Origin of the sequence: Brevibacillus sp. TJ4, from assembly GCF_044627595.2 — a bacterium.
Taxonomy (GTDB): Bacteria; Bacillota; Bacilli; order Brevibacillales; family Brevibacillaceae; genus Brevibacillus.
Genome location: NZ_CP185865.1, coordinates 1,152,676 through 1,172,774, shown reverse-complemented (window position 1 = coordinate 1,172,774; position 20,099 = coordinate 1,152,676). Strand labels below are relative to the sequence as shown.

Annotated in this window: 22 protein-coding genes and 2 pseudogenes; 10 read left to right on the top strand and 14 right to left on the bottom strand. The window is 53.5% G+C overall.

The window, feature by feature from the left end:
* Positions 1-4: 4 nt before the first annotated feature.
* From ACAF76_RS05450 to ACAF76_RS05435, 4 genes are all read right to left on the bottom strand, one after another.
* Positions 5-928 (bottom strand): 5'-methylthioadenosine/adenosylhomocysteine nucleosidase, encoded by a 924-nt coding sequence (locus tag ACAF76_RS05450; protein WP_421617622.1) that lies wholly within the window; start codon positions 926-928, stop codon positions 5-7.
* Positions 929-981: 53 nt separating this feature from the next.
* A complete protein-coding gene (gene ccpA / locus ACAF76_RS05445; RefSeq protein ID WP_421617621.1) occupies positions 982-1,983 on the bottom strand; it encodes a catabolite control protein A in 1,002 nt (333 codons plus the stop codon).
* A gap of 116 nt (positions 1,984-2,099) precedes the next feature.
* Positions 2,100-2,408 carry a metal-sensitive transcriptional regulator gene (locus ACAF76_RS05440; RefSeq protein ID WP_421617620.1) on the bottom strand — a complete coding sequence of 103 codons (309 nt, stop codon included), beginning with the start codon at positions 2,406-2,408 and terminating at the stop codon, positions 2,100-2,102.
* Positions 2,409-2,541: 133 nt separating this feature from the next.
* Positions 2,542-3,639, bottom strand: a complete 1,098-nt coding sequence (locus tag ACAF76_RS05435) for a bifunctional 3-deoxy-7-phosphoheptulonate synthase/chorismate mutase (protein ID WP_421617619.1) — start codon at positions 3,637-3,639, stop codon at positions 2,542-2,544.
* 229 nt (positions 3,640-3,868) lie between these two features.
* On the opposite strand from ACAF76_RS05435, the gene ACAF76_RS05430 reads away from it, so the two are divergent.
* Positions 3,869-6,043, top strand: coding sequence for a cell division protein FtsA (locus tag ACAF76_RS05430; RefSeq protein WP_421617618.1), 2,175 nt, complete (start codon positions 3,869-3,871; stop codon positions 6,041-6,043).
* Positions 6,044-6,108: 65 nt separating this feature from the next.
* Here the strand turns inward: ACAF76_RS05430 and ytxJ are convergent, their stop codons facing one another.
* The 3 genes from ytxJ to ACAF76_RS05415 form a co-directional block, all read right to left on the bottom strand.
* Complete coding sequence (gene ytxJ, locus ACAF76_RS05425; RefSeq protein ID WP_421617617.1) at positions 6,109-6,435, bottom strand: bacillithiol system redox-active protein YtxJ; 327 nt, start codon at positions 6,433-6,435, stop codon at positions 6,109-6,111.
* A gap of 124 nt (positions 6,436-6,559) precedes the next feature.
* Entirely contained in the window at positions 6,560-6,955 is a 396-nt protein-coding gene (locus ACAF76_RS05420) for a hypothetical protein (RefSeq protein ID WP_421617616.1), read from the bottom strand.
* Positions 6,956-7,106: 151 nt separating this feature from the next.
* The gene (locus ACAF76_RS05415; protein ID WP_421617615.1) at positions 7,107-7,340 is read right to left on the bottom strand and encodes a hypothetical protein; all 234 of its coding nucleotides are present in this window, start codon (positions 7,338-7,340) and stop codon (positions 7,107-7,109) included.
* A gap of 205 nt (positions 7,341-7,545) precedes the next feature.
* Here ACAF76_RS05415 and ACAF76_RS05410 point away from each other — a divergent pair, with 205 nt between their 5' ends.
* Positions 7,546-7,641, top strand: a complete 96-nt coding sequence (locus tag ACAF76_RS05410; RefSeq protein ID WP_421617614.1) for a YjcZ family sporulation protein — start codon at positions 7,546-7,548, stop codon at positions 7,639-7,641.
* 170 nt (positions 7,642-7,811) lie between these two features.
* Positions 7,812-8,924, top strand: a complete 1,113-nt coding sequence (locus ACAF76_RS05405; RefSeq protein ID WP_421617613.1) for an aminopeptidase — start codon at positions 7,812-7,814, stop codon at positions 8,922-8,924.
* A gap of 81 nt (positions 8,925-9,005) precedes the next feature.
* Here the strand turns inward: ACAF76_RS05405 and ACAF76_RS05400 are convergent, their stop codons facing one another.
* Positions 9,006-9,536 (bottom strand): helix-turn-helix transcriptional regulator, encoded by a 531-nt coding sequence (locus ACAF76_RS05400; protein WP_421617612.1) that lies wholly within the window; start codon positions 9,534-9,536, stop codon positions 9,006-9,008.
* A 452-nt stretch (positions 9,537-9,988) separates the two neighbouring features.
* On the opposite strand from ACAF76_RS05400, the pseudogene ACAF76_RS05395 reads away from it, so the two are divergent.
* Positions 9,989-10,279 (top strand): annotated as a pseudogene (locus tag ACAF76_RS05395) (S1C family serine protease); the annotation flags it as partial.
* 45 nt (positions 10,280-10,324) lie between these two features.
* Here ACAF76_RS05395 and ACAF76_RS05390 read toward each other — a convergent pair.
* Complete coding sequence (locus tag ACAF76_RS05390) at positions 10,325-11,410, bottom strand: YheC/YheD family protein (RefSeq protein ID WP_421617611.1); 1,086 nt, start codon at positions 11,408-11,410, stop codon at positions 10,325-10,327.
* Between the two features lie 210 nt (positions 11,411-11,620).
* Here ACAF76_RS05390 and ACAF76_RS05385 point away from each other — a divergent pair, with 210 nt between their 5' ends.
* From ACAF76_RS05385 to ACAF76_RS05375, 3 genes and pseudogenes are all read left to right on the top strand, one after another.
* Positions 11,621-11,941, top strand: coding sequence for a winged helix-turn-helix transcriptional regulator (locus tag ACAF76_RS05385; RefSeq protein ID WP_421617610.1), 321 nt, complete (start codon positions 11,621-11,623; stop codon positions 11,939-11,941).
* A 135-nt stretch (positions 11,942-12,076) separates the two neighbouring features.
* On the top strand, positions 12,077-13,375 hold the full coding sequence (locus ACAF76_RS05380; RefSeq protein ID WP_421617609.1) for a recombinase family protein: 1,299 nt from the start codon (positions 12,077-12,079) through the stop codon (positions 13,373-13,375).
* 58 nt (positions 13,376-13,433) lie between these two features.
* Positions 13,434-13,700 (top strand): annotated as a pseudogene (locus ACAF76_RS05375) (S1C family serine protease); the annotation flags it as partial.
* 11 nt (positions 13,701-13,711) lie between these two features.
* On the opposite strand, the gene ACAF76_RS05370 reads toward ACAF76_RS05375, so the two are convergent.
* Complete coding sequence (locus tag ACAF76_RS05370; RefSeq protein WP_421617608.1) at positions 13,712-13,858, bottom strand: hypothetical protein; 147 nt, start codon at positions 13,856-13,858, stop codon at positions 13,712-13,714.
* Positions 13,859-13,929: 71 nt separating this feature from the next.
* Positions 13,930-14,211, bottom strand: a complete 282-nt coding sequence (locus ACAF76_RS05365) for a DUF2325 domain-containing protein (protein ID WP_421617607.1) — start codon at positions 14,209-14,211, stop codon at positions 13,930-13,932.
* Positions 14,212-14,454: 243 nt separating this feature from the next.
* Between ACAF76_RS05365 and ACAF76_RS05360 the strand changes: the two genes are divergently transcribed.
* Both ACAF76_RS05360 and ACAF76_RS05355 read left to right on the top strand, forming a co-directional pair.
* Positions 14,455-15,078, top strand: a complete 624-nt coding sequence (locus ACAF76_RS05360) for an IMEF encapsulin system ferritin-like cargo protein (protein WP_421617606.1) — start codon at positions 14,455-14,457, stop codon at positions 15,076-15,078.
* A gap of 33 nt (positions 15,079-15,111) precedes the next feature.
* Complete coding sequence (locus tag ACAF76_RS05355; protein WP_421617605.1) at positions 15,112-15,960, top strand: family 1 encapsulin nanocompartment shell protein; 849 nt, start codon at positions 15,112-15,114, stop codon at positions 15,958-15,960.
* 149 nt (positions 15,961-16,109) lie between these two features.
* On the opposite strand, the gene ACAF76_RS05350 is transcribed toward ACAF76_RS05355, so the two are convergent.
* Positions 16,110-17,312: a PLP-dependent aminotransferase family protein gene (locus ACAF76_RS05350; RefSeq protein ID WP_421617604.1), complete on the bottom strand. Its 1,203-nt coding sequence runs from the start codon at positions 17,310-17,312 to the stop codon at positions 16,110-16,112.
* A gap of 200 nt (positions 17,313-17,512) precedes the next feature.
* Between ACAF76_RS05350 and ACAF76_RS05345 the strand changes: the two genes are divergently transcribed.
* The gene (locus tag ACAF76_RS05345) at positions 17,513-17,947 is read left to right on the top strand and encodes a GNAT family N-acetyltransferase (RefSeq protein ID WP_421617603.1); all 435 of its coding nucleotides are present in this window, start codon (positions 17,513-17,515) and stop codon (positions 17,945-17,947) included.
* A gap of 59 nt (positions 17,948-18,006) precedes the next feature.
* Here the strand turns inward: ACAF76_RS05345 and ACAF76_RS05340 are convergent, their stop codons facing one another.
* A complete protein-coding gene (locus ACAF76_RS05340) occupies positions 18,007-18,477 on the bottom strand; it encodes a hypothetical protein (protein ID WP_421617602.1) in 471 nt (156 codons plus the stop codon).
* A 268-nt stretch (positions 18,478-18,745) separates the two neighbouring features.
* On the bottom strand, positions 18,746-19,927 hold the full coding sequence (locus ACAF76_RS05335; protein WP_421617601.1) for a pyridoxal phosphate-dependent aminotransferase: 1,182 nt from the start codon (positions 19,925-19,927) through the stop codon (positions 18,746-18,748).
* Positions 19,928-20,099: the final 172 nt, after the last annotated feature.

The window sequence follows — 20,099 nt, the reverse complement described above, 5'->3', positions numbered from 1 at the left end:
CTTGTTAGTTTTGCAAAAGCTGCTCCAACTCACCAGGATGAAAGCCCTTGACCGCTTTTTCACCTTTGACCGTTACCGGTACGCCCATAAATCCGAAGCGCTCTACCTCTTCCTGATAGGCTCTGCTCGTCATCACATCACGTACTTCAAACGAGACTCCTTTGGCAGTCAGCCATTGCTTCACCATATTGCAATCGATGCAGTTTTGCGTCGAATACACGATCACTTCCGCCGCCTCCGGAGCGAGCATATTGCGGATGATTTCATAGGAACGCTGCGATGCCAGCTTCGTGAACTCGACAAAATTGACGTGTGCTGAACCGTCAGCCTTGTCAGACATGGAGCGGACGATCACGAACGGGATGTCGTTCATCGCACAAACCTGTGCGACAGCAGCCCCTTCCATTTCCGTACAATGGGCGTCAAACTGTTCATACAACGCTGCTACCTTTTCCCGGCTGGCAACGAACTGATCTCCCGACAAGATACGTCCCGTCACCACTTGAATGTCTCCCTGCAACTTCTTGCCCGCATCTACCGCCTGCTGGATCAGCGCATCATCTGCTTTCCAGACCCACTGCTCGGTGTACGGAATCTGCCCTGGCGCAAAGCCGAGAGCCGTTACATCCATATCATGCTGAAGACAATCCGTGGAGACGACAATATCTCCAATGTTCAGTTCAGGATGGACCGCCCCTGCGACCCCTGTAAAAATGACCTGCTCGACCTGAAACTGATCGATCAAAATTTGTGTCGTGACCGCGGCGTTGACTTTGCCCACTCCCGATTTGCACAGCACGACCGCCTTGCCGTCCAGTTCCCCGCTGTAATAGGTGATTCCCGCCTTTACTGTTGTCGCGGTATCCTTCATTGCTTCCTTATATAGGGCGATTTCCTCGTCCATCGCGCCAATAATCCCTACTCGCATCGTAGCAACCTCCTCAAGCTAGCCTTCTGTTCCGTTCTCGTTGTCCTTTTGCCTTACGCCTTGGTGCTCTCCCGGTATTCGATGCGATGCGGCAGCAGCACGACATGCTCCTCGACGTGTTCATTGTTCATGTATTTCGTCAGCAGGCGCATGGCCACCGCGCCGATGTCATACATGGGCTGAACGACAGAGGTAAGCCGCGGGCGCACCATTTCCGTCAGACGAATGTTGTCGTGACCGATCACTTCAATATCACTAGGCACGTTGAGACCGGAGTCCTGCACCGCGTGAATCGCTCCGATCGCCATCTCGTCACTGGCTGCAAAAATGGCGGTAGGAGGTTCTTTCAACTGCAAAAAGCCTTTGGTCGTGGAAAGTCCCGATTCGTAAAAGAGATTGCCGGATGCGACCAGCCCCTCCTGCATCGCAATCCCCGCGTCAGCCAGCGCCTGTTTGTAGCCCTCGAAGCGCATCAACCCGCCGAGCGGATCGGTGAGCGGACCGGTAATCATCGCGATTCGCTTGTGACCGCGCTCGATCAGGTCCTTCGTGGCGTCATACGCTGCCTGGAAGTGGTCAATGCTGACCGATGGCAGCTTGTTGTCCGCATCTCGGGTTGCCGCCAGAACGGTCGGAACCGAAGTGCTGGTCAGCGCCTGCAAATGGTCTTCCTTGATTTCCGCACCCATGAACAAAAGCCCGTCCACCTGTTTCTCCAACAGCGTGTTGATCAGTTGCAGCTCCTTCTCCAGCCGCTGGTCGGAGTTGCACAAGATAATGTTGTACTTGTACATGGTCGCGATGTCCTCAATGCCGCGCGCCAATTCAGAGAAAAACAAGCTGGAAATATCCGGGATAATGACACCGACCGTCGTCGTCTTTTTGCTGGCGAGTCCACGGGCAACCGCATTTGGCCGATATCCCAATCGCTCGATGGCTCCCAACACCTTTTTCCGTGTCAACGGCTTCACATTGGGGTTCCCGTTTACGACCCGGGAGACCGTGGCCATCGAAACTCCCGCTTCGCGTGCTACATCGTAGATCGTAACTGGCATCACACACCCTCGCTTTCCCTATTAAATGGTTTTCATAATTGTTTTCAAAAATATATGCACCTATGATACGACAAGCCGTGTCGTGTTGCAATTGTTTTGATCAGCGAAAACCAGCCTTATTTCATCAGCTTGTTCATCGTTTTCAACAGTTCGTCAATCACTTCGTGGTCACCTTGCTGGATGCGCTCCATGACACAGCTTTTCATGTGCCCCTCCAGCAAAATTTTGCCCACTGCATTCAGGGCAGATTGGACAGCAGCGATCTGGTTGAGAATGTCATCGCAGTACACGTCCTTCTCTACCATTCCGCGAATTCCCCTGACTTGCCCCTCCACCCGGTTCAATCGAGACACCAGGTTGGACTTGATCTTGTCGGAACGCTCGGTCGACCGCCCCGGGGTACAGCATGTGTCATGCTCGTTCATCCATCTTGCCCTCCTCGCCAAAAACAACAGATACCCCTAGCTTACTTGACTCCTCTTCGCTTCGTCAAATAAGAAGAGACCTTTCCTCAAGCTCCTGCAGGAAAGATCTCTTCTACGTGGTGACAAAACGCGTTTATCTTCTCGTCGTTACGGCTTCGCCTTTATACAGACCGGAAGCGATCAACTCGTCCAGGAATGTGTTGAAATCCGGAATGTTCAACTGTTGTTTGGCATCGGACAAAGCGACGTCAGGGTCCGGATGCACCTCGACCATCACGCCGTCAGAGCCGACTGCAATTCCTGCTTTGGCAGTTGGCAGAAGCAGGTCTCGGCGGCCTGTCGAGTGGGTCACGTCTACGAACACAGGCAGGTGTGTCTCCTGCTTGAGCAGCGGTACCGCAGAGATGTCCAGCGTGTTGCGGGTCGCTTTTTCGTAAGTGCGAATCCCCCGCTCGCAAAGCATGACCTGCGTGTTGCCCTCAGCCAGGATGTACTCTGCCGCGTAGATGAACTCCTCGATCGTGGCGGAGAGGCCGCGCTTCAGCAGAACCGGATGGTTAAGGCGTCCTACCGCCTTCAACAGCTCGAAGTTTTGCATGTTGCGTGCGCCGATTTGGATTACGTCGATGTACTGGGTGGCCAGCTCCAGGTCGCCCGGAGTGACGATTTCACTGATCGTTACGAGATTGAACTCGTCGCCGATACGCTTGAGAATTTGCAGGCCTTCTTCACCCAGCCCTTGGAAATCGTACGGGGAAGTACGCGGTTTGTACGCTCCACCGCGCAGGACGCGCAGGCCGCGCTTGACGTGATTTTCCGCAACTGCCTTTACCTGCTCGTAGCTTTCTACCGAGCAAGGGCCGGCGATCAGCAGCGGGCTGCCGTTGCCAAACTCCACGCCTTTGACAGTTACGACCGTATCCTCCGCCTTCTTCTTGCGGCTGACAAGCAGAACTTTTTTCTTCTCGTCGTTTTGCAAATCGAGCGAGACCTGGAAAATTTGCTTGAACAGGTGACGTACCGTCGTGTCGTTGAACGGTCCCTTGTTGTGTTCTACCAGTTGGTTCAGCATTTGCCGCTCACGTTCCGGGTCAAAGCGATTGCTTCCCAGCTTTTCCTTTTCCTTGCCCAGCTCCTGTACGAGGGACGCGCGCTGATTCAGCAAATCGAGAATTTGCAGGTTCAACTGGTCAATTTGCTTGCGAATCGTTTCGATCTGATCGTGTGCCAATCTCTCCACTCTCCCTTTTCCATCATTCATGTATCAATCGCTTGCAGATAAATTAGGGTAATTATAATCGATTGATACTCCTCTGTCAGCAGTTTAACGCCAAAAAGCGCGAAAGTAAATGGAAAAGAGTGAAACATTCTTTTTTCGACAGGATTCTCATCTGCAAAGTCGAATGTTATAGAAAGATAGTTGCCGGAAATTTGTCCCATCTGCGAGGAGTGACGTAGCTTTGCTAGAAGATGTACGAGCAGCCGAAAATGAGCTGATCTTTGCTTTAGATATTGGAACCCGCAGCGTTGTCGGGCTGATCGTGGAAGCTGTCGGAGACACATACCGGGTAATCGACCAGGCGATCCAGGAGCACGACGAGCGTTCCATGCTGGACGGACAGATCCACGACGTCGTGGCTGTAGCCAAAGTCATCCAGCAAATAAAGGAAGAGCTGGAACAAAGAAACGGTCCGCTGCACAAGGTCGCCGTCGCCGCTGCCGGGCGCTCCCTGCGGACGCGCCGGGTGCGCATGGACATGCCGCTCTCCCGCAATGCCTTCATCACCCGCGAGGACGTCCTCACGCTGGAATTCGCAGCCGTCCAGGAGTCGCAGGCGCAACTCGCCAAGGAGCTGAACGAAGAGGACGCGACCCGCTACTACTGCGTCGGTTACAGCGTCGTCAACTACTACCTGGACGGCGAACTGATCGGCAGCCTGGTAGACCAGCGCGGCGACAATGCCAGTGTAGATGTAATCGCAACCTTCCTGCCTCGCGTCGTCGTCGATTCGCTGATCGCCGCCCTAAAACGCTGTGATCTGGACATGCAGGCACTCACCCTGGAGCCGATTGCCGCCATCAACGTGCTGATTCCGGTCACGATGCGCCGTCTCAACATCGCCCTGGTCGATATTGGTGCAGGCACCTCCGACGTCGCCCTGACCGAAGAAGGAGCGATCACAGCCTACGGCATGGTGCCCGTCGCCGGCGACGAGATCACCGATGCGTTGATGAACGCCTTTTTGCTCGACTTCCCGGTAGCCGAAGAAGTGAAGCGCCGTTTGACGTCGCAGGAGAGCGTAACCTTTACGGATATTTTGGGAATGGAGCAAACGCTGCCATCCGCCGAGATCATCGCCGGAATCGAAAAAGAGGTTCAGCAATTGGCGGAAAAAATCGCCTTTAAAATCGTCGAGCTAAACGGCAAAGCGCCGCAAGCCGTCATGTTGATCGGCGGCGGGAGCCTGACTCCGGGTCTGCCGGAGAAGGTAGCCCATGTCCTGAAAATCCCGGCTGCACGCGTAGCCGTACGCGGCGCCGACGCGATCCGGCAATACATCGGGGAGAACGACTTGTTGAGCGGCCCTGAGTTTGTCACCCCGGTGGGGATCGCCGTCGCTGCCCGTCGCCACCCGCTGCGCTATATCACTGCCCATGTAAACGGCATGGCTGTGCGCATCTTCGACCTGCGGAAAATGACGCTGGGTGATGCGCTGATTGCTGCCGGCATCGACATTCGCCGCCTCTACGGACGCCCCGGGCTGGCGATGAGCATCACGGTCAACGGGCGGATGAAAATCATCCCCGGCGGCCATGGCACGCCGCCCGTCATCGAAAAAAACGGCGAGGCTGCCAGTCTCGATGCCGCGATTGCCGATGGCGACACGCTCGACGTCACAGCCGGAACGGACGGGGAAAATGCCAGCGTGCAGGTCAAAGACTTGCTGGAGCACATCGAAACCTTGGATATTACCTACAATGGCAAGCCGCTCTCCCTGGAACCGATCGCCCGCGTCAACGGCGAAACCTGCCCGCTCGACACCTGGTTGGCTGACCGCAGCGAAGTGGAGCTGCGCCTGCCACGCACAATCGAAGAGGTGCTGCACGCCATCGGCGAAAAGATTGGCGATGTAGCAACAACTGTTCCGCTCCAATTTCAGCTAAACGGACAGTCGTACAGCTTCCCAACCAGCCAGACAGTGCTGGAGGTGAACGGCAGGACAGCGGCCATGACCGATACGCTGCGTCAGGGAGATGAGCTCGTCTATCGCGTGGAGCAGCTGCCTACCCCGACCATTCGCGACGTCATCCCGGTGGAGGAATGGGTGCAGGAGACGATTTCCGTCCACTTCAACGGACAGCTTGTCGTATTGCCTGTCACCGAGGTCGCCATTACACAGGACGGACAGCCTGTCCAGCCTGACGATCTGGTCATCGACGGAGCCGATATCCGCGTCAAGACAGCTCCTGCCTCGACACCCGTATTCAGCGATGTGTTTCGCTATGTGGACGTCTCCCTGGAAAAGCCGGAGCGCGAATCCGTCACTACTTTTGTCATGCTGATCAACAAAGAAGTAGCTACTTTCCAAAGCGAGCTGAAAAGCGGCGACCAGTTGGAGCTGTACTGGGAATAACAGAAGAAGAGCTGCTGATCGTGGTGCATCCACATCAGCAGCTCTTTTGTCTTGTGAGATCCCGTTTACCCTTTGAGGGCTTGGGCGATCGAATCTTGCGTGATTTTCCAATGGGACGTATGCCATTTTACCTGGCCGTCCTCCAGCAGGAAAATTTGCGGCGATTCGTGTTTGATCCCGAAGCGCTCTTCTACCGCATTGGAAACAGGGCGGTCTTCCCGCACCAAAATAACCGCAGAAGGCACGTCCTGCTGCTGCAGGGATGCCTGAAATTCTTCGTAAGCAGCCGTACTGATCGGGCAGATCGTACTGTGCTTGAACAACAGCCTCTTCCCTTCTCCAGCTATGAATTGTTCCAGTTCTTCTGTCGAATGAAGCTGTACTTGCGCCATTCCTCATCGTCTCCTTTTCATCCGGCTCACTGCGATTAGTATACGTCAACCCGGGCGAAGAAGTCCATGCCAGAAGCGCAGGTGCAAAAAAGCCACCCTGTAGCCAGGATGGCGTTTTCGATGATTACACCATGATTTGCGTGAGTCGTTTGCGCAGCTCCAGCATCCATTTTTCGTCTCCCAGCGACTGCGCCAGCAAAAACAAATCAAGCAATTCGTTGACGCGTTGCTCCAGTACGGCACGCACCGATGAATCGCCTTCATTGGACATTAATACCAATAAATTGGACAACTCTGACAATTCCTCAAACTCGATCGCCTGCCGCTGTGGATTTCCGCCGAGATTATCCATCAACGCCTTCAAGTCGTCTTTGACCACTTCCACCACCTGACAGTTGGCACAGTGATCGTCTACGCAGACGTGAACCGGTACATTCAATATTTTTACCCGTTTGCGATACACGACATTGCGCAAGGCGATCTCCATGTCATTGCCGCAGCGGCTGCATTGCTTCTGCATTTGTTCACCCCTATCCCCGTATGTATGCTCCTAATCAAAATTCGCCACATTGCCTTTCAATCCTGCTGAAAATTCGATGGTACATGGTGGAAGGCAAACAGAAAGACAGCGCCGTGCATTACGACGCCGTCCCTCAAAACCATGGCTGTGTTCAAGCGTAAATCGCGTTTACTTTTTCACAGTGCGGACATACAGCTACCTTGCCGGTTCGCCCCGCTTCATCCTCTACCCGATACCCCGTAATGCTCTCTGAAAAGCAGAAGAGACACTCCGTATTGAAATCCATGTCGTACTGCGCTTTCCAGACAATCGACTTGAAGTCTTCCCCTACGTTTATCGTGATCGGAATCAGTTCATGTTGCAGATCAGACAATGATCGTTGCATCGTCATGCCATCCTTTCGTTCTTGCTAAGTCATTTGTTATCCTCTAGCTTTTCCTGCTTTTCAGAATAATAAACATTGGGACGAGGGCGGACGAAAAAGAATCTTCCCAAAAATGGGCGTTTGCCCGTATCGGCTTTCCGCGAAAACCCATATGTTATGGGTGTAAGCACAACAGACCTTATCTGCAAAGGAGGATGTTTGGCATATGAGTAGCATCTTTAACGGCGGTCTCGACAGTTTTACCCTGGTGTTGATCCTGTTCATCCTGTTGGTAATTGTGGGCTGCGGTTGCGACAAGTAATGCATCTTCCGCACACAATCCTGCGGGAACCTGCATATATATGAACACCGGATCCTGTTAGGCGCGTATCATACGCACGGCTACCCGCTCCCCCGGGTAGCTTTTTTCCGTTAGATATGTATACAATACAAACGAACCAACCGCTTTTGACAAAGGAGGACATCCTTCAGATGAAAGATCCACGATTGGAAAAACTGGCAGACGTCTTGGTCAATTACTCTACGCGTGTCCAGACGGGAGACAATGTACTGATTTACGCGATTGGAGAGGTCACGGACCTGGTCCGGGCGTTGATCACCAAGGTATATGAAGCAGGTGGAAACCCGTACGTCCAACTGGTCGACCAGCGCATCCAGCGGGAGCTGCTGCTGGGCACAAACGAGAAGCAGCTCGAGGTCATGCGCGAGGCAGACGTGTCTTTTATGGAGAAAATGGATTGCTACATCGGTATTCGCGGCGGCGACAACATCAGCGAGCTGGCTGACGTCCCAGGCGACAAAATGCAACTGTACTCCAAACTGCTCATGCGTCCGGTACTCGATGTGCGCGTGCCAAAAACGCGCTGGGTGATCCTGCGTTACCCGAACCCTTCGATGGCGCAGTTGGCCAACATGAGCACGTCAGCCTTCGAGGATTTTTACTTCAAGGTGTGTACGCTCGACTACAGCAAAATGGACAAAGCGATGGACAACCTGGTGGCATTGATGGAACAGACAGACCAGGTGCGCATCACTGGCCCGGGAACAGACCTGACCTTCTCCATCAAAGGAATTCCCGCCATCAAGTGCGCCGGCGAGTTCAACATTCCGGACGGCGAGGTATTCACCGCTCCTGTGCGCGATTCGGTCAACGGCACGATCGCATACAACACGCCGTCTCCGTACCAGGGCTTCACGTATGACAACGTCAAGCTCACCTTCAAGGACGGAAAAATCATCGAAGCGACCGCAAATGATACGAAAAAAGTGAACGAGATTTTCGATACGGATGAAGGCGCACGTTACATAGGGGAGTTCGCCATCGGCGTAAATCCATTCATCCAAAATCCGATGAAGGACATCTTGTTCGACGAAAAAATCGACGGCAGCTTCCACTTCACCCCGGGGCAAGCCTATGACGATGCCTTCAACGGCAACAAATCCTCGATCCACTGGGACCTGGTGATGATTCAGCGCCCCGAGTGGGGAGGCGGCGAAATTTACTTCGACAATCGCCTCATCCGCAAAGACGGGCGTTTTGTCATCCCGGAACTGGAGTGCCTCAATCCGGAAAACCTGAAGTAACGGAAGTCGAGCCGTCAGCAAAAAAAGCGAAGGGCAGCAGCATCGGCTGCATCCTTCGCTTTTTCATTCGGGATCATGTCATTAGCTATAAACAGGCTCTCTGACCAGAGCTGGCGCTTTTTGTTCCAGAAAGGCGATCGTCGCCTCGAGGTGATGAATCGTATACTCCCAGCAGAAGCGCTGATATTCGTCCAGAGTATCCTGCAATTTCTGATAGTTCTTCTTGCTTTGCGCAAGCATTTGCCGCTGGAACGCGAGACAATTGTCCAACAGTTGCCGCTGCTCCTCAACCGTATGACGGCCGCCGAAGAAAATTTTGATCAGCATGTCAGAGCGGACAACCGGCGGCAGGATCGGGCTTTGGATTTCCTGGCGGAACGCATCCGCCCCATCCTCGGTAATCCGGTACAAAATTTTGTTCGGTTTTCCTGACTGAATGACTTCCTGCTTTGTCACGAAACCGTCTTCCTCCAGTTTGCGAAGTGCCGGATAAATCGCTCCAAAGCTGGCATCGTAAAAAGAACCGACGCTGTTCGTAAAAGCCTGTTTGATATCGTACCCACTCATCTCTCCATAGCTGAGAAAACCAAGTATGATCGTCTTGACATCCATCTCTGCGCATCCTCCCATTCCCTTTTTTCTCTCTGTTTTTTTGTTGGTTTGCTCCACTTCCCGTCTCGGTGTGGAAACGGCGGGATCCATCGTTCAATCTTTATGTTCGAAATATTCTTTAACTAAACTTCATTATAAGACCTTTCTTATAAATATACCAATGCTATTTCTTTATTGTATCAATCAAAAATAATGATATATACGACCCGTAAACGAAAATGGGCTTCCCTTCCCTTTTGCCCCGCCATAGGATGATACATACCTAACTGCTGTAGGGGGAGAGATTGTTGAAAAGTAAAAAATGGTCCCAATATACGCGCGTAAGGTACCCTGTGAGCAGCAGCAGCACGTTGCATCCCTTCAATTTTTTCGTGCCGGTTGTGGAAAAGGTGCAAAGAGGAGTCGTCTCCATCGTTACCGAAGACAGCCCGCAAACGAAGAATGTAGATTCCATGCTCCGCAATCTGATTACTGAGGAGCCTATGATGCCGACGGAGCGCAGCTTCGGCTCCGGCTTCCTGTTTCATCCGAAGGGATACATTCTGACCAGTGAACACGTAATCGGAAAATCGAAACATATTTTCGTCAAGCTGTTCAACGGTCGTGTGTTTGAAGCAAAACGCATCCTCGCTGACCGCATGCGGGACTATGCCGTGATCAAAATTGACGCCGACTGCAAGCTGTACCCGCTGCCTCTGGGCAGTTCTGCGCACACCAAGGTCGGGGAATGGGTCATCAGCATCGGGTCCCCACCTGTCGCCATAGAGCCAACATCAGACAACCCGGCCTTACCTCTCGCCCCTGCCTACTGCCAGATAGCGGGCAAACTGGATCGGTCTGCGGACGGCCTGCTCGTAAGTCGCAATGTCCCCCATTTGCAAAAAGACGTCTCTTCCTGGCTTGGGGTTGACTTCAAGCAACCAGGGCTTTCCTGACTGATCGACCCCGATATCGAGCCCGAACTCCATCATCCGCCCGTAGCGCTCCTCCAGAACCGACACGACCTGATGGGCCATCTGCGCACATTCCTCCAGAATCTCCCGTACTCTCTTCTCACTGAAACATTGCATGAGAAAAGCGGAAACCGGCATAGCTCTTCCGCCGTTGTGCAAATTGGACGTAGCGCTCCCCTCCTCACCGATCCGCGCGCTCGCTCCTGTCACACTCCATTCGCCATGCCCGTCTCTTTGAATCAACAGGCGCATATCTGCCACACGACCGGCTGGGGAGATCAGATGAATCCCTTGTTGGACGATAAAATTGCCGTTCTTCAATCGTTCTTTCTGGACCCACGAGCTGACGTAGCGCTCCACCTGCTCTGTACTTTTCAGACGGGCGTGACGTACTGCCAGGTTGCGGTCCCGCCCGCTCAGTTTGTAGCAACCGTCCGCTTTTTCGATCCTCAGAATACTCCGGCCGCCTGTACCGTTTCCTGGCTTCAGGTAGACAAGCTGGTGCCGTTTCAGCATTGCGCGCACTCTTCCCGGAGCAAACAATGCGGTCTGAGGAACCCACTCCTTCACGCGCTTGTCGCGCGACAGCACCTGTGTCACTTTCCACTTTTTCCCGAATGGACTGTTGGCAAAAAAGAACATGTCGCTATTGCGCAGCTTCATGTACGCCGGTACCCGACGGCGATAGCGGTCAATCACGACCTTCGGCCAGGGAAACCACTGCACTTTCCAGTCGTTTTTTCCATGCGGAACAAAGCCCCTGATCTGTCGCTCACGGGTAAATACGTCCTGGTGGGAAAACAAAAAAACCAGAACCCCCTCTTCGCGGCCGGCCAAAGCGAGTCTGCGCAAGTATTCCGGCTCGGCGAAGCGCTTGCCTGATCGCCAAGTCAACACTCCGATTACCACTTGTTTTTCCACATGTCTCCCCCCGTATCCAATGTATGAGCGCAGCCGAACCGAGGAAACCGGGAAATAGGAACAATTTGGCCGGCAGGGGAGCGTATACATACAAGGAAAAAAGCAATAACTAGATGAGGACTCTACAGTTTCTATGCTTCTGTTGCTTACGCAATCGCACGTAGTGTGATAAAATGTATACAATCTAAGCTGTACAGAGGTGAATCCCTCGTGAGTCAGGAAAACAACAGCGAACTGGTATGTCCCAAGTATGAATGCGCAGTGAACGTGCTGGGCAAAAGATGGACCGGCTTGATCATACTCGTTTTGTTACGCGGTACTGTGCGGTTCAAGGACATTCGCGAATCGGTACCGCAGATGAGTGATAAAATGCTGTCAGAGCGGCTAAAAGAGCTGGAAGAACAGGACATTCTGGTGCGCAAGGTGTACCCGGAAATTCCCGTCCGTATCGAGTACGAATTGACGGAAAAAGGAAAAGAACTGCGGCCTGTGATTGAATCCATCCACGCATGGGGTCAAAAATGGATGTAAGGCTGCCCGAAGACAAAACCGCCATCTCCTGCGACGGAGCATGGCGTTTTTTTCTGTCCGGATGCGCTTTTCCTGGCATAAGCCAGGGCAGTATGCTGTAGACTCTAGCATCCTGTGTTGGTGGGGGGAAAGCGGATGCGAACAGCGATCTACCTTCGCGTCAGTACAGAAGACCAGGCGCGAGAAGGGTTTTCCATCGCGGCACAGCGAGAAAAATTGCTGGCCTATACCTACTCCCAAGGCTGGGAGGTCGCGGAGATTTTCGCAGACGAAGGAGTCAGCGCCAAAGATACGAACCGGCCCGCCCTGGCCCGGATGCTGGCTGCGATCTCCCGCGGCAGTATCGATGTCGTCCTCGTCTACCGGCTGGATCGACTCACCCGTTCGGTGCTGGATTTGTACCAACTGCTGCAAGAGTTTGAACGGCATGGCGTCCATTTCAAAAGCTGTACGGAAGTGTACGATACGACAACCGCGATGGGGCGGCTGTTTATCACACTTGTCGCTGCGCTCGCCCAATGGGAGCGGGAAAACCTGGCGGAGCGGGTCAAGCTGGGGATGGGGCAGATGGTGCGGGAGCGCAAACGCCCCGGCGGCCCGGCGCCATTTGGCTATGTACTGCAGAATGGACGCTTGCAGGTGCAGCCCGAGGAAGCCGAGCTGGTACGCTCGATGTTTGCCAAGTATGTATTCGGCAATTCGCCCAGGCAGATTGCCGAGGAAGCGAATCGCCAAGGATTTCGCGGCAAAAACGGCGCCCGCTGGACTGCCAGCGCCGTCCTGCGGCTGCTGAAAAACCCGGTCTACTGTGGCGCCCTGCGCTGGAATCACAGCCCTTCCGCACAGCGGCAAAAGCAGTCGGAACAAACGCTCCTGGAAGAAGCTGTCCACGCTGCGATCGTGGATGACGAGACTTTTCTCCGTGCCCAGAGACGAATTGCCGAACGGACCACCCATCACCCGCGCACACTCGCTTCCTCCTTTGCTTTTTCCGGCGTGCTTTTCTGCTCGCGCTGCCACTCCCCGCTTCGCGGCAAAAAGGCAGTGAGCCAGGGAACCAGCGGGAAGATCCACAGCCATGTGTACTATATGTGCAGCGGCAAGCGACAAGGCTTGTGTACGGCTGCTGCGATTCGCGAAGATCGGCTGGAGCAGGCGCTGCTTCGACAGCTGCACGGCTACCAGACGGAAGCGAAGGCGGCTGTGCGGGCATTGCTGCAAAAACGGCAAGCTGCCTTCGCTGCATCCGTGCCAATAGATGAGTATGAGTCTTTCCTGCTCGACTGGGAGCGGATCTGGGCTTGCGCTACACAAGAAGAACGCAAGCAGCTCATCAGCTGTCTCGTTTGGCGTATTGAGGCGGAAACAGTCCGCCCGGCTCCCGCCGCGAACAGCCAGGCTGAAGTTGTCCTGCACCTGCTTCAGTTTCGCTAGGTGTCCGGCGATCACGCGGGCTTGAGGCTTGCCTCCGTTTGCTTCTTTGTGAGCATGTGGTTCCCCACTCGGTTTGGAAAACTCGGTAACGGCAGGAATCATCAGCGCGAAAAACAGGCGATTGCAGGTTGCCAAGCGCATGTACGAAGAAATTTTCCAGACAGATGCTGCGATCAATCCCGGGAACAGCGGCGGTCCCTTGATCAATCTCAACGGGGAAGTTGTGGGGTTAAACGCTTTTATCATCCAGTCCAGCCAATGTCTGGGCTTTGCCATCGGAATCGATGCGCTAAAGCTGCAACTGGAGCAATTCGTCTTTACATGAAAAAACCCCCGTCACTGCGACGGGGTCTCTTTTTCAAAGGCAATCAAATAGATCGATTTGCCTTCCTGGTTGATTTCTTTTTCGGCCTGCTGCAACTGCTCAAGCTGCTGGGGCGTCAATTGTGCAAGGGGAAGCTCATCAAGGTGATGCTCGTTCATGTCACATACCTCCGTATGATCTTTCCTTTTCTGCCCCTATTGTTCCCGGCCGCAGCCGTATGTATGAGGAGCTAGGCAGTCAAGTCGAATGCTTTGGCGATTGCCGAGCAAGAACGCTTGCAGAAGACGATAGGCAGTTCGCGATCCTTGGCCTGGCTCTTGACGGTTTTTGCCAGGTTGTGGTTGACGAAATCGGTCAGTACGAGAATCATATGGACACCTGCGGGAATTTTCACCCCGGTCTGCGAGCTTTTTCTGCCCGTCACGTGGTGGATCTCACGAAAGCCCTGCTGCTGTAACAAATCAACGATATTCCCCAAGCGATCTCCGCCGATAACGAGTATGGATGACATTGCATGTTCCTCCTTCAAATTCGTTTGCTTCATCTATGATCGGACCACTGTTGACTTCTAATTGATAATGAATATCACTCTTATTGATAAATATTATCATTCCCAATTGCATTTGACAATACTCTCCTCCTACAAATTTTTCGGATTTCTCCTGGAACTGGAATTGTCCGTACATTGCCCTTGCCCTGCCTATTTTTGCAAAGGTATAATCAAGGAACAGATTATTGCGAGGAGGTGGCGAGGGTGCAAGAGATTTCCCAACTACACGCCATTTTTGAACGGACATCCGGGTACATCAATCGCTTCATGGGATTGATCCAGCCTGTCATTGACGCGGCCGAGGATGAACATACACGCTTGTACTATCACCACATTCTGGAGGAAGAGGAACAACGACTGGATCGGCTCAAGGAGCTGCTCCCCTATTTGCAATCGCTCTCGTCCGGCAAAAAAGCGGACGGGCTGAGCGACCGCGAACTGTCCCGCTTGCTGTCCGACGTCAACCTGGAGCGGTTCGGCTTGCACAATTTCCGTGAGCATCTGGAGCTCGCCCTGTATGAATTCCAGGACGAAGAGACAAGGCTTGATCTGGATCGCATGCGCGCGACGACACATGAGGATTACTTGACGGTAAAGGAGACCGTGGCGAAGCTGAGCGAACGCCTCTCCGACGTATCTCATCCGTCCCTGGTCGACCACGACGAAGGGCATGACGTTCACCAGGTGGATCATTTCAAAGTATCGGCTACTGCTCCAAAGGGCGTGGCAGCCGTCATCAATCGGCACACAGACGCTGCCCCTGCTGCCCAGCCGGCTCCATCCAAAAAAGGGCTGACCGTCGGCAGTTTGAAAGGCCAAAGCATGTAAGGATACTATCCCGTTTACTCTGGAGGTAATAAAATGGACAAGCTGAGCAAATACCCGGACTCTCCACTGACGCATCAGGAATGGAAGCAACTGGACGAAACCGTAATCGAAATGGCTCGCCGCCAGCTGGTCGGACGCCGTTTCATCGATATCTACGGACCGTTGGGGGAAGGCATACAGACGATCACCAACGACGTGTACGAAGAATCCCGCTTCGGCGGACTCAGCCTGCGCGGCGAATCGCTGGAGATGACCCAGCCAAGCAAGCGAGTGAGCATGACCATTCCGATCCTCTACAAGGATTTCATGCTCTACTGGCGTGACGTGGCGCAAGCCCGTACGCTGGGCATGCCGCTTGACATGGGAGCGGCTGCCAATGCCGCATCCGGCTGCGCCCTGATGGAGGACGACCTGATTTTTAACGGCGCTGCCGAGTTCGACCTGCCCGGCCTGATGAACGTCAAAGGCCGCCTGACACATCTGAAAAGCGACTGGATGGAATCAGGCAACGCCTTCGCCGATATTGTCGAAGCGCGCAACAAGCTGCTGAAAATGGGCCACAGCGGTCCGTATGCGCTGGTCGTATCACCAGAGCTGTACGCCCTCTTGCACCGCGTGCACAAAGGCACCAACGTACTGGAAATCGAGCATGTGCGCAATCTGGTCACAGACGGCGTCTACCAGTCTCCGGCGATCAAAGGCCGCTCCGGTGTACTGGTCGCCACAGGCCGCCACAATCTCGATCTGGCAGTGGCAGAAGACTTCGACACCTCTTTCCTGGGCGACGAACAAATGAACAGCCTGTTCCGCGTCTACGAGTGCGTCGTTCTGCGCATCAAGCGCCCAAGCGCGATCTGCACGCTGGAAGAGACAGAAGAATAAGCGAAATAGCAAAAGGAGCTGTCATTTCGTGCAGAAGACAGCTCCTTTTTCATTGGGCTTAGTATCGTTGAAGGCGCGATCAAAAAAACAGCCAAGCTGGGCGATCATCCCCCTGCCTGGCTGTTCTTCTATATGCTTTTTTTGATCTGTCAGGGAACAACGACCTTGCTGTACTCCTCGATCGCACTGCCCAGGCGCGAAATCGCCAGCTCGGTATCTTCGCGGTTGAGCAGCGTGTAGTTGAGTCGCAGCGTGTTCGTTTTCGTATCCGATGCGTAGAACGCTTCGCCGGGAACGAAAGCGACGCCTTTTGCCACCGCGACTTTCAGCAGTTCGGCAGAAATGATGTGCTCTGGCAGCGTGACCCAGAGGAACATCCCGCCCCGCGGCTTTTGCCAGGTGATCCCTTCCCACTGCTGGCGGGTCATCAGTTCGTGCATCCACTCCATTCGCTCTTTGTACGACTCCCGGATTTTCTCGATGTGGCTGTCCAGATCGAATTGCGACAGCAGCTGGTACAGTGCCACCTGGTCAATCGTACTGGACTGCAGGTCGACTGCCTGCTTCGCCTTGACCATCATCTGGATGACACGTTCGTCTCCGAGTGCCCACCCTGTGCGAAGACCGGGGGCGACGATCTTGGAGAAGGTGCTGGTGTACACAACACAGGAATTGTGCGGATGCTCATCCAGCGAAAAGAGAGAGCGATACGGCGGCTCGCCGTCAAACTGGATCTCGCCGTACGGATCGTCCTCCAAAATCAGAATATTGTGTTCACGGCACTGGCGGAGCAACCCCAGGCGGCGTTCCATGCTCCACACTTTTGCGGTCGGGTTTGCGAAGGTAGGAATGACGTAGACCATTTTCGGACGGTATTTCGCAATTTTGTTTGCCAAATCATCCAAGTCCATGCCCTCATCATCCCCATCCACCGGAATGACGCGAACTCCGCGGAATTGGAAAAGCTGAATCGCAGCCAAATACGTCGGATTTTCTACCAGCACGACGTCGTCTTTGTCCAGATAGACACGCGTAAGCAAGTCGACGGCCTGCTGGGAGCCGGTGGTGACCAACATATTGTCTACACTTACCTGAATCTGTTTTTGCGCCATGCGCTTTACGATCCACTGGCGCAGCGGCAAATAGCCATCTGTCAATCCGTACTGCAGCGAAGTCGAGCCTTGTTCGAAAGCGCGGTTGAACGCTTCACGCATTTCTGCGACGGGAAAAGAGTCAGCAGCAGGCAATCCTCCTGCCAGCGACAAGATGCTATTGCCCTGGGTGAGCTTCAAGATTTCCCGGACAACCGAAGAAGATAACGCTTCTGATGATTTTGAAAATGAATACTCCATGATCGGTCCCCCCTGATTTTGTTTAATCTTGTTTTATCACTGCCATGATAGAAAGTCCAATCACCGCTAGCTATCGAGGGATAGGTTTTAGCTATTTCGGGGCTTGGCTGGGGGGATGTTTTTTTACACAAAAAGCAATCGAGCAGCGTATTTGCTACAATTGACGTATACAACATCTTCATTCATGGAGTGAATATGCTATGGAATTTTTCGAATTGGATCAGAACAGGCTTGCTATTTTGGAACAGTGGTTTACAGATCACGAAGTTGCACAACGGTTAAACGGTATGCTGCCGTTACAAGAATGGTTTGACTACGTCCAACGAAACCCGGATTATTTTTCATGGATGGTGTATGTAGACAGCCAACCCGTCGGCAATATCGATCTGGAACGATATACAGACGGTACAGCCTCGGTCAGCCTGCTCACGAATCCTTCCTTGCGCAATCAAGGATACGGCAAGCGAATGATTGACGCCCTGCTCAAACGCCCCGAACTTTCTTCGGTGGAAACAATCGAAATTGGTATCGAACAAGATAATATCGCAAGCATCAAATGCTTTCGAAAAGCAGGCTTTATCGAGCATGGACTGGACGAGGATGGCTTTGTCCTACTGACCTATCCGCTCAAATAAAGGACGTTTACGCAAAGAAACCCACCAATTATGGTGGGTTGAAATATCAGATGGTCTCGTCAGGCGATACGCACGACCCGTGCATTGTCGTTGGTTGGCAAAAACGAGAGTGTGACGTGGGCACGCGCCAGCTCCAGCCCGATGTCGTACGCCAGTTGTGTCGCCTCTTCCTGGAACGTCGGGGTACAGCTTCCTTCGTTCAGTTCACACAGTCGCTTGAGGCGTTTGAGGCGTTCGGCGGTCTTTTCCGCGCGCATGTATTCATTGGTCAGCTCACAGACAGGGACATGGCGTGCATCGGCAATCATGCTCACATCGTCAACGTGGACGATGTACCGCTTGCCTTCTTCGGTCACAAAGCCGATCGAGCAAAAGTTCGTACCAGACATTTCCATACGAGTGAGAACCGCATTGGCAAATACTTCTCCCGTACGCAGACGAATCGTGCCTGCTTCGATGGCACCGCCGATTTTTCGCTCGTTGGCGATCACCGTATACATATCGGTGTAACCGTTGATCTGATAGCCCATAATGCCCTCCTGCCCTGGTATGTATTCCCTCTGAGAGTAATTATCATTAACAACAAACCCATCGTATAATGAAAATCATTATCTGTCAACAATGAGAATGATTTTTATTGAGAATGACAGCATCTGTTTTTTTATAGCCTCTCGCCCATGCTCCCATGCTATTCATCCTGTTGCAAAAAGGTGATTGCTTGGCTCTTCCATCGTGCCGAATACGGGACACAAAAAAACGCACCGGCTGTTCTCGCCGATGCGTTTTTTTATATTCTCCCTAGCGTGCCTTGGCAAACAAACTCAGACGCTCGATTCGCTGCACCGCTTCTGCCAGGCGCTGCTCATCCGAGAGCAAGGCGGCGCGCACGTATCCCTCTCCATGCGGTCCAAAGCCGATGCCAGGCGCGACTGCCACATGCGCCTTTTCCAACAGCAGATCAGACAGGCTCTCCGACGTGTAGCCCTCTGGCACAGGCAGCCAGGCAAAAAACGAGCCCTGCGACGGCTGTGCCTCCCAGCCGATGCGGTGCAAGCTGGAAAACAATGCGTTGCGGCGTCCTTCGTAGACCGCGACGAGCTCGCGCACACAATCCTGGGAATCCGTCATCGCCCGTGCCGCCGCCATCTGTACGGCACCGAACAGGCTGCAATAATAGTGGTCCTGGATGAGATTGATCAGACGCACCAGCTCGCGGTTGCCGACCATTGCCCCGACGCGCCAGCCCGCCATGTTGTAAGTCTTGGACAGCGTGTAGAACTCTACCCCTACCTCTTTGGCGCCCGGCACCTGCAAAAAGCTGACCGGCTTCTTGCCGTCGTAACTGATCGCTCCGTAGGCGAAATCGTGGCAAACGACGATTTCGTTTTTGCGGGCAAAGCGGATCGTCTCCTCGTAGAACTCATACGGCGCATTTACCGCCGTCGGGTTGTTCGGGTAATTGAGGAACATCAGCTTGGCGCGCTCCAAATCCGCCTGGGAGAGCTTGCTGTAATCGGGCAGGAATTTGTTCTCCGCCGTCAGCGGCATCATCACCATGCGCCCGTCGACGACCGCCACACCCGACCAGTAATCGGGGTAGCCAGGGTCCGGAACAAGCGCGACATCGCCGGGGTTCATCAGCACTTGGCAAATTTCCACCAGTCCCGTCTTGCTGCCGAACAGGATCGCCACTTCTTCCTCGGGGTGAAGATCGACGTCAAACTCCTGCTTGTACCAGTGGGCAACCGCCCGTTTCAACTCCAGCCGACCGGAAAATGGCGGGTATTTGTGATGCAGGGGATCGGCAGCGCTCGCCTGCAATTCTTCTACGATGTGGGCAGGTGTGGGCAAATCAGGATTTCCCTGGCCCAGGTTGATCACGTCATGTCCGGCGGCTACCACCTTGTTTACCTTCGCCACCAATGTGGCAAAAAATTGGGTCGGCAGTCGATCGATCATCTGGGATGGCTGGATGCGCATGTTCTTCAGATCCTTTCCTTATAACTAGAGAGTACCTCTTCTTGTCTGCTACGAAAAAAAGCCCCTGTTGTGGAAAGGGGCTGTAACCATTCCAAAAGTCGAAATACTAAGTAAAACACACGGAATGTAATGTATTGAATCTCCTTCATACTACTGGAGCTTGCGCCAGCAT

Bases quoted from the DNA above. Each gene is read 5' to 3' on its own strand.
- ACAF76_RS05405 (WP_421617613.1), top strand. From the start codon at position 7,812: ATGAAAGATCCACGATTGGAAAAACTGGCAGACGTCTTGGTCAATTAC.
- ACAF76_RS05365 (WP_421617607.1), bottom strand. From the start codon at position 14,211: ATGTCATCCATACTCGTTATCGGCGGAGATCGCTTGGGGAATATCGTT.
- ACAF76_RS05410 (WP_421617614.1), top strand. From the start codon at position 7,546: ATGAGTAGCATCTTTAACGGCGGTCTCGACAGTTTTACCCTGGTGTTG.
- ACAF76_RS05380 (WP_421617609.1), top strand. From the start codon at position 12,077: ATGCGAACAGCGATCTACCTTCGCGTCAGTACAGAAGACCAGGCGCGA.
- ACAF76_RS05345 (WP_421617603.1), top strand. From the start codon at position 17,513: ATGGAATTTTTCGAATTGGATCAGAACAGGCTTGCTATTTTGGAACAG.
- ACAF76_RS05420 (WP_421617616.1), bottom strand. From the start codon at position 6,955: ATGCAGAAGCAATGCAGCCGCTGCGGCAATGACATGGAGATCGCCTTG.
- ACAF76_RS05370 (WP_421617608.1), bottom strand. From the start codon at position 13,858: ATGAACGAGCATCACCTTGATGAGCTTCCCCTTGCACAATTGACGCCC.
- ACAF76_RS05335 (WP_421617601.1), bottom strand. From the start codon at position 19,927: ATGCGCATCCAGCCATCCCAGATGATCGATCGACTGCCGACCCAATTT.
- ACAF76_RS05350 (WP_421617604.1), bottom strand. From the start codon at position 17,312: ATGGAGTATTCATTTTCAAAATCATCAGAAGCGTTATCTTCTTCGGTT.
- ytxJ (WP_421617617.1), bottom strand. From the start codon at position 6,435: ATGGCGCAAGTACAGCTTCATTCGACAGAAGAACTGGAACAATTCATA.
- ACAF76_RS05415 (WP_421617615.1), bottom strand. From the start codon at position 7,340: ATGCAACGATCATTGTCTGATCTGCAACATGAACTGATTCCGATCACG.
- ACAF76_RS05355 (WP_421617605.1), top strand. From the start codon at position 15,112: ATGGACAAGCTGAGCAAATACCCGGACTCTCCACTGACGCATCAGGAA.
- ccpA (WP_421617621.1), bottom strand. From the start codon at position 1,983: ATGCCAGTTACGATCTACGATGTAGCACGCGAAGCGGGAGTTTCGATG.
- ACAF76_RS05440 (WP_421617620.1), bottom strand. From the start codon at position 2,408: ATGAACGAGCATGACACATGCTGTACCCCGGGGCGGTCGACCGAGCGT.
- ACAF76_RS05400 (WP_421617612.1), bottom strand. From the start codon at position 9,536: ATGGATGTCAAGACGATCATACTTGGTTTTCTCAGCTATGGAGAGATG.
- ACAF76_RS05340 (WP_421617602.1), bottom strand. From the start codon at position 18,477: ATGGGCTATCAGATCAACGGTTACACCGATATGTATACGGTGATCGCC.
- ACAF76_RS05450 (WP_421617622.1), bottom strand. From the start codon at position 928: ATGCGAGTAGGGATTATTGGCGCGATGGACGAGGAAATCGCCCTATAT.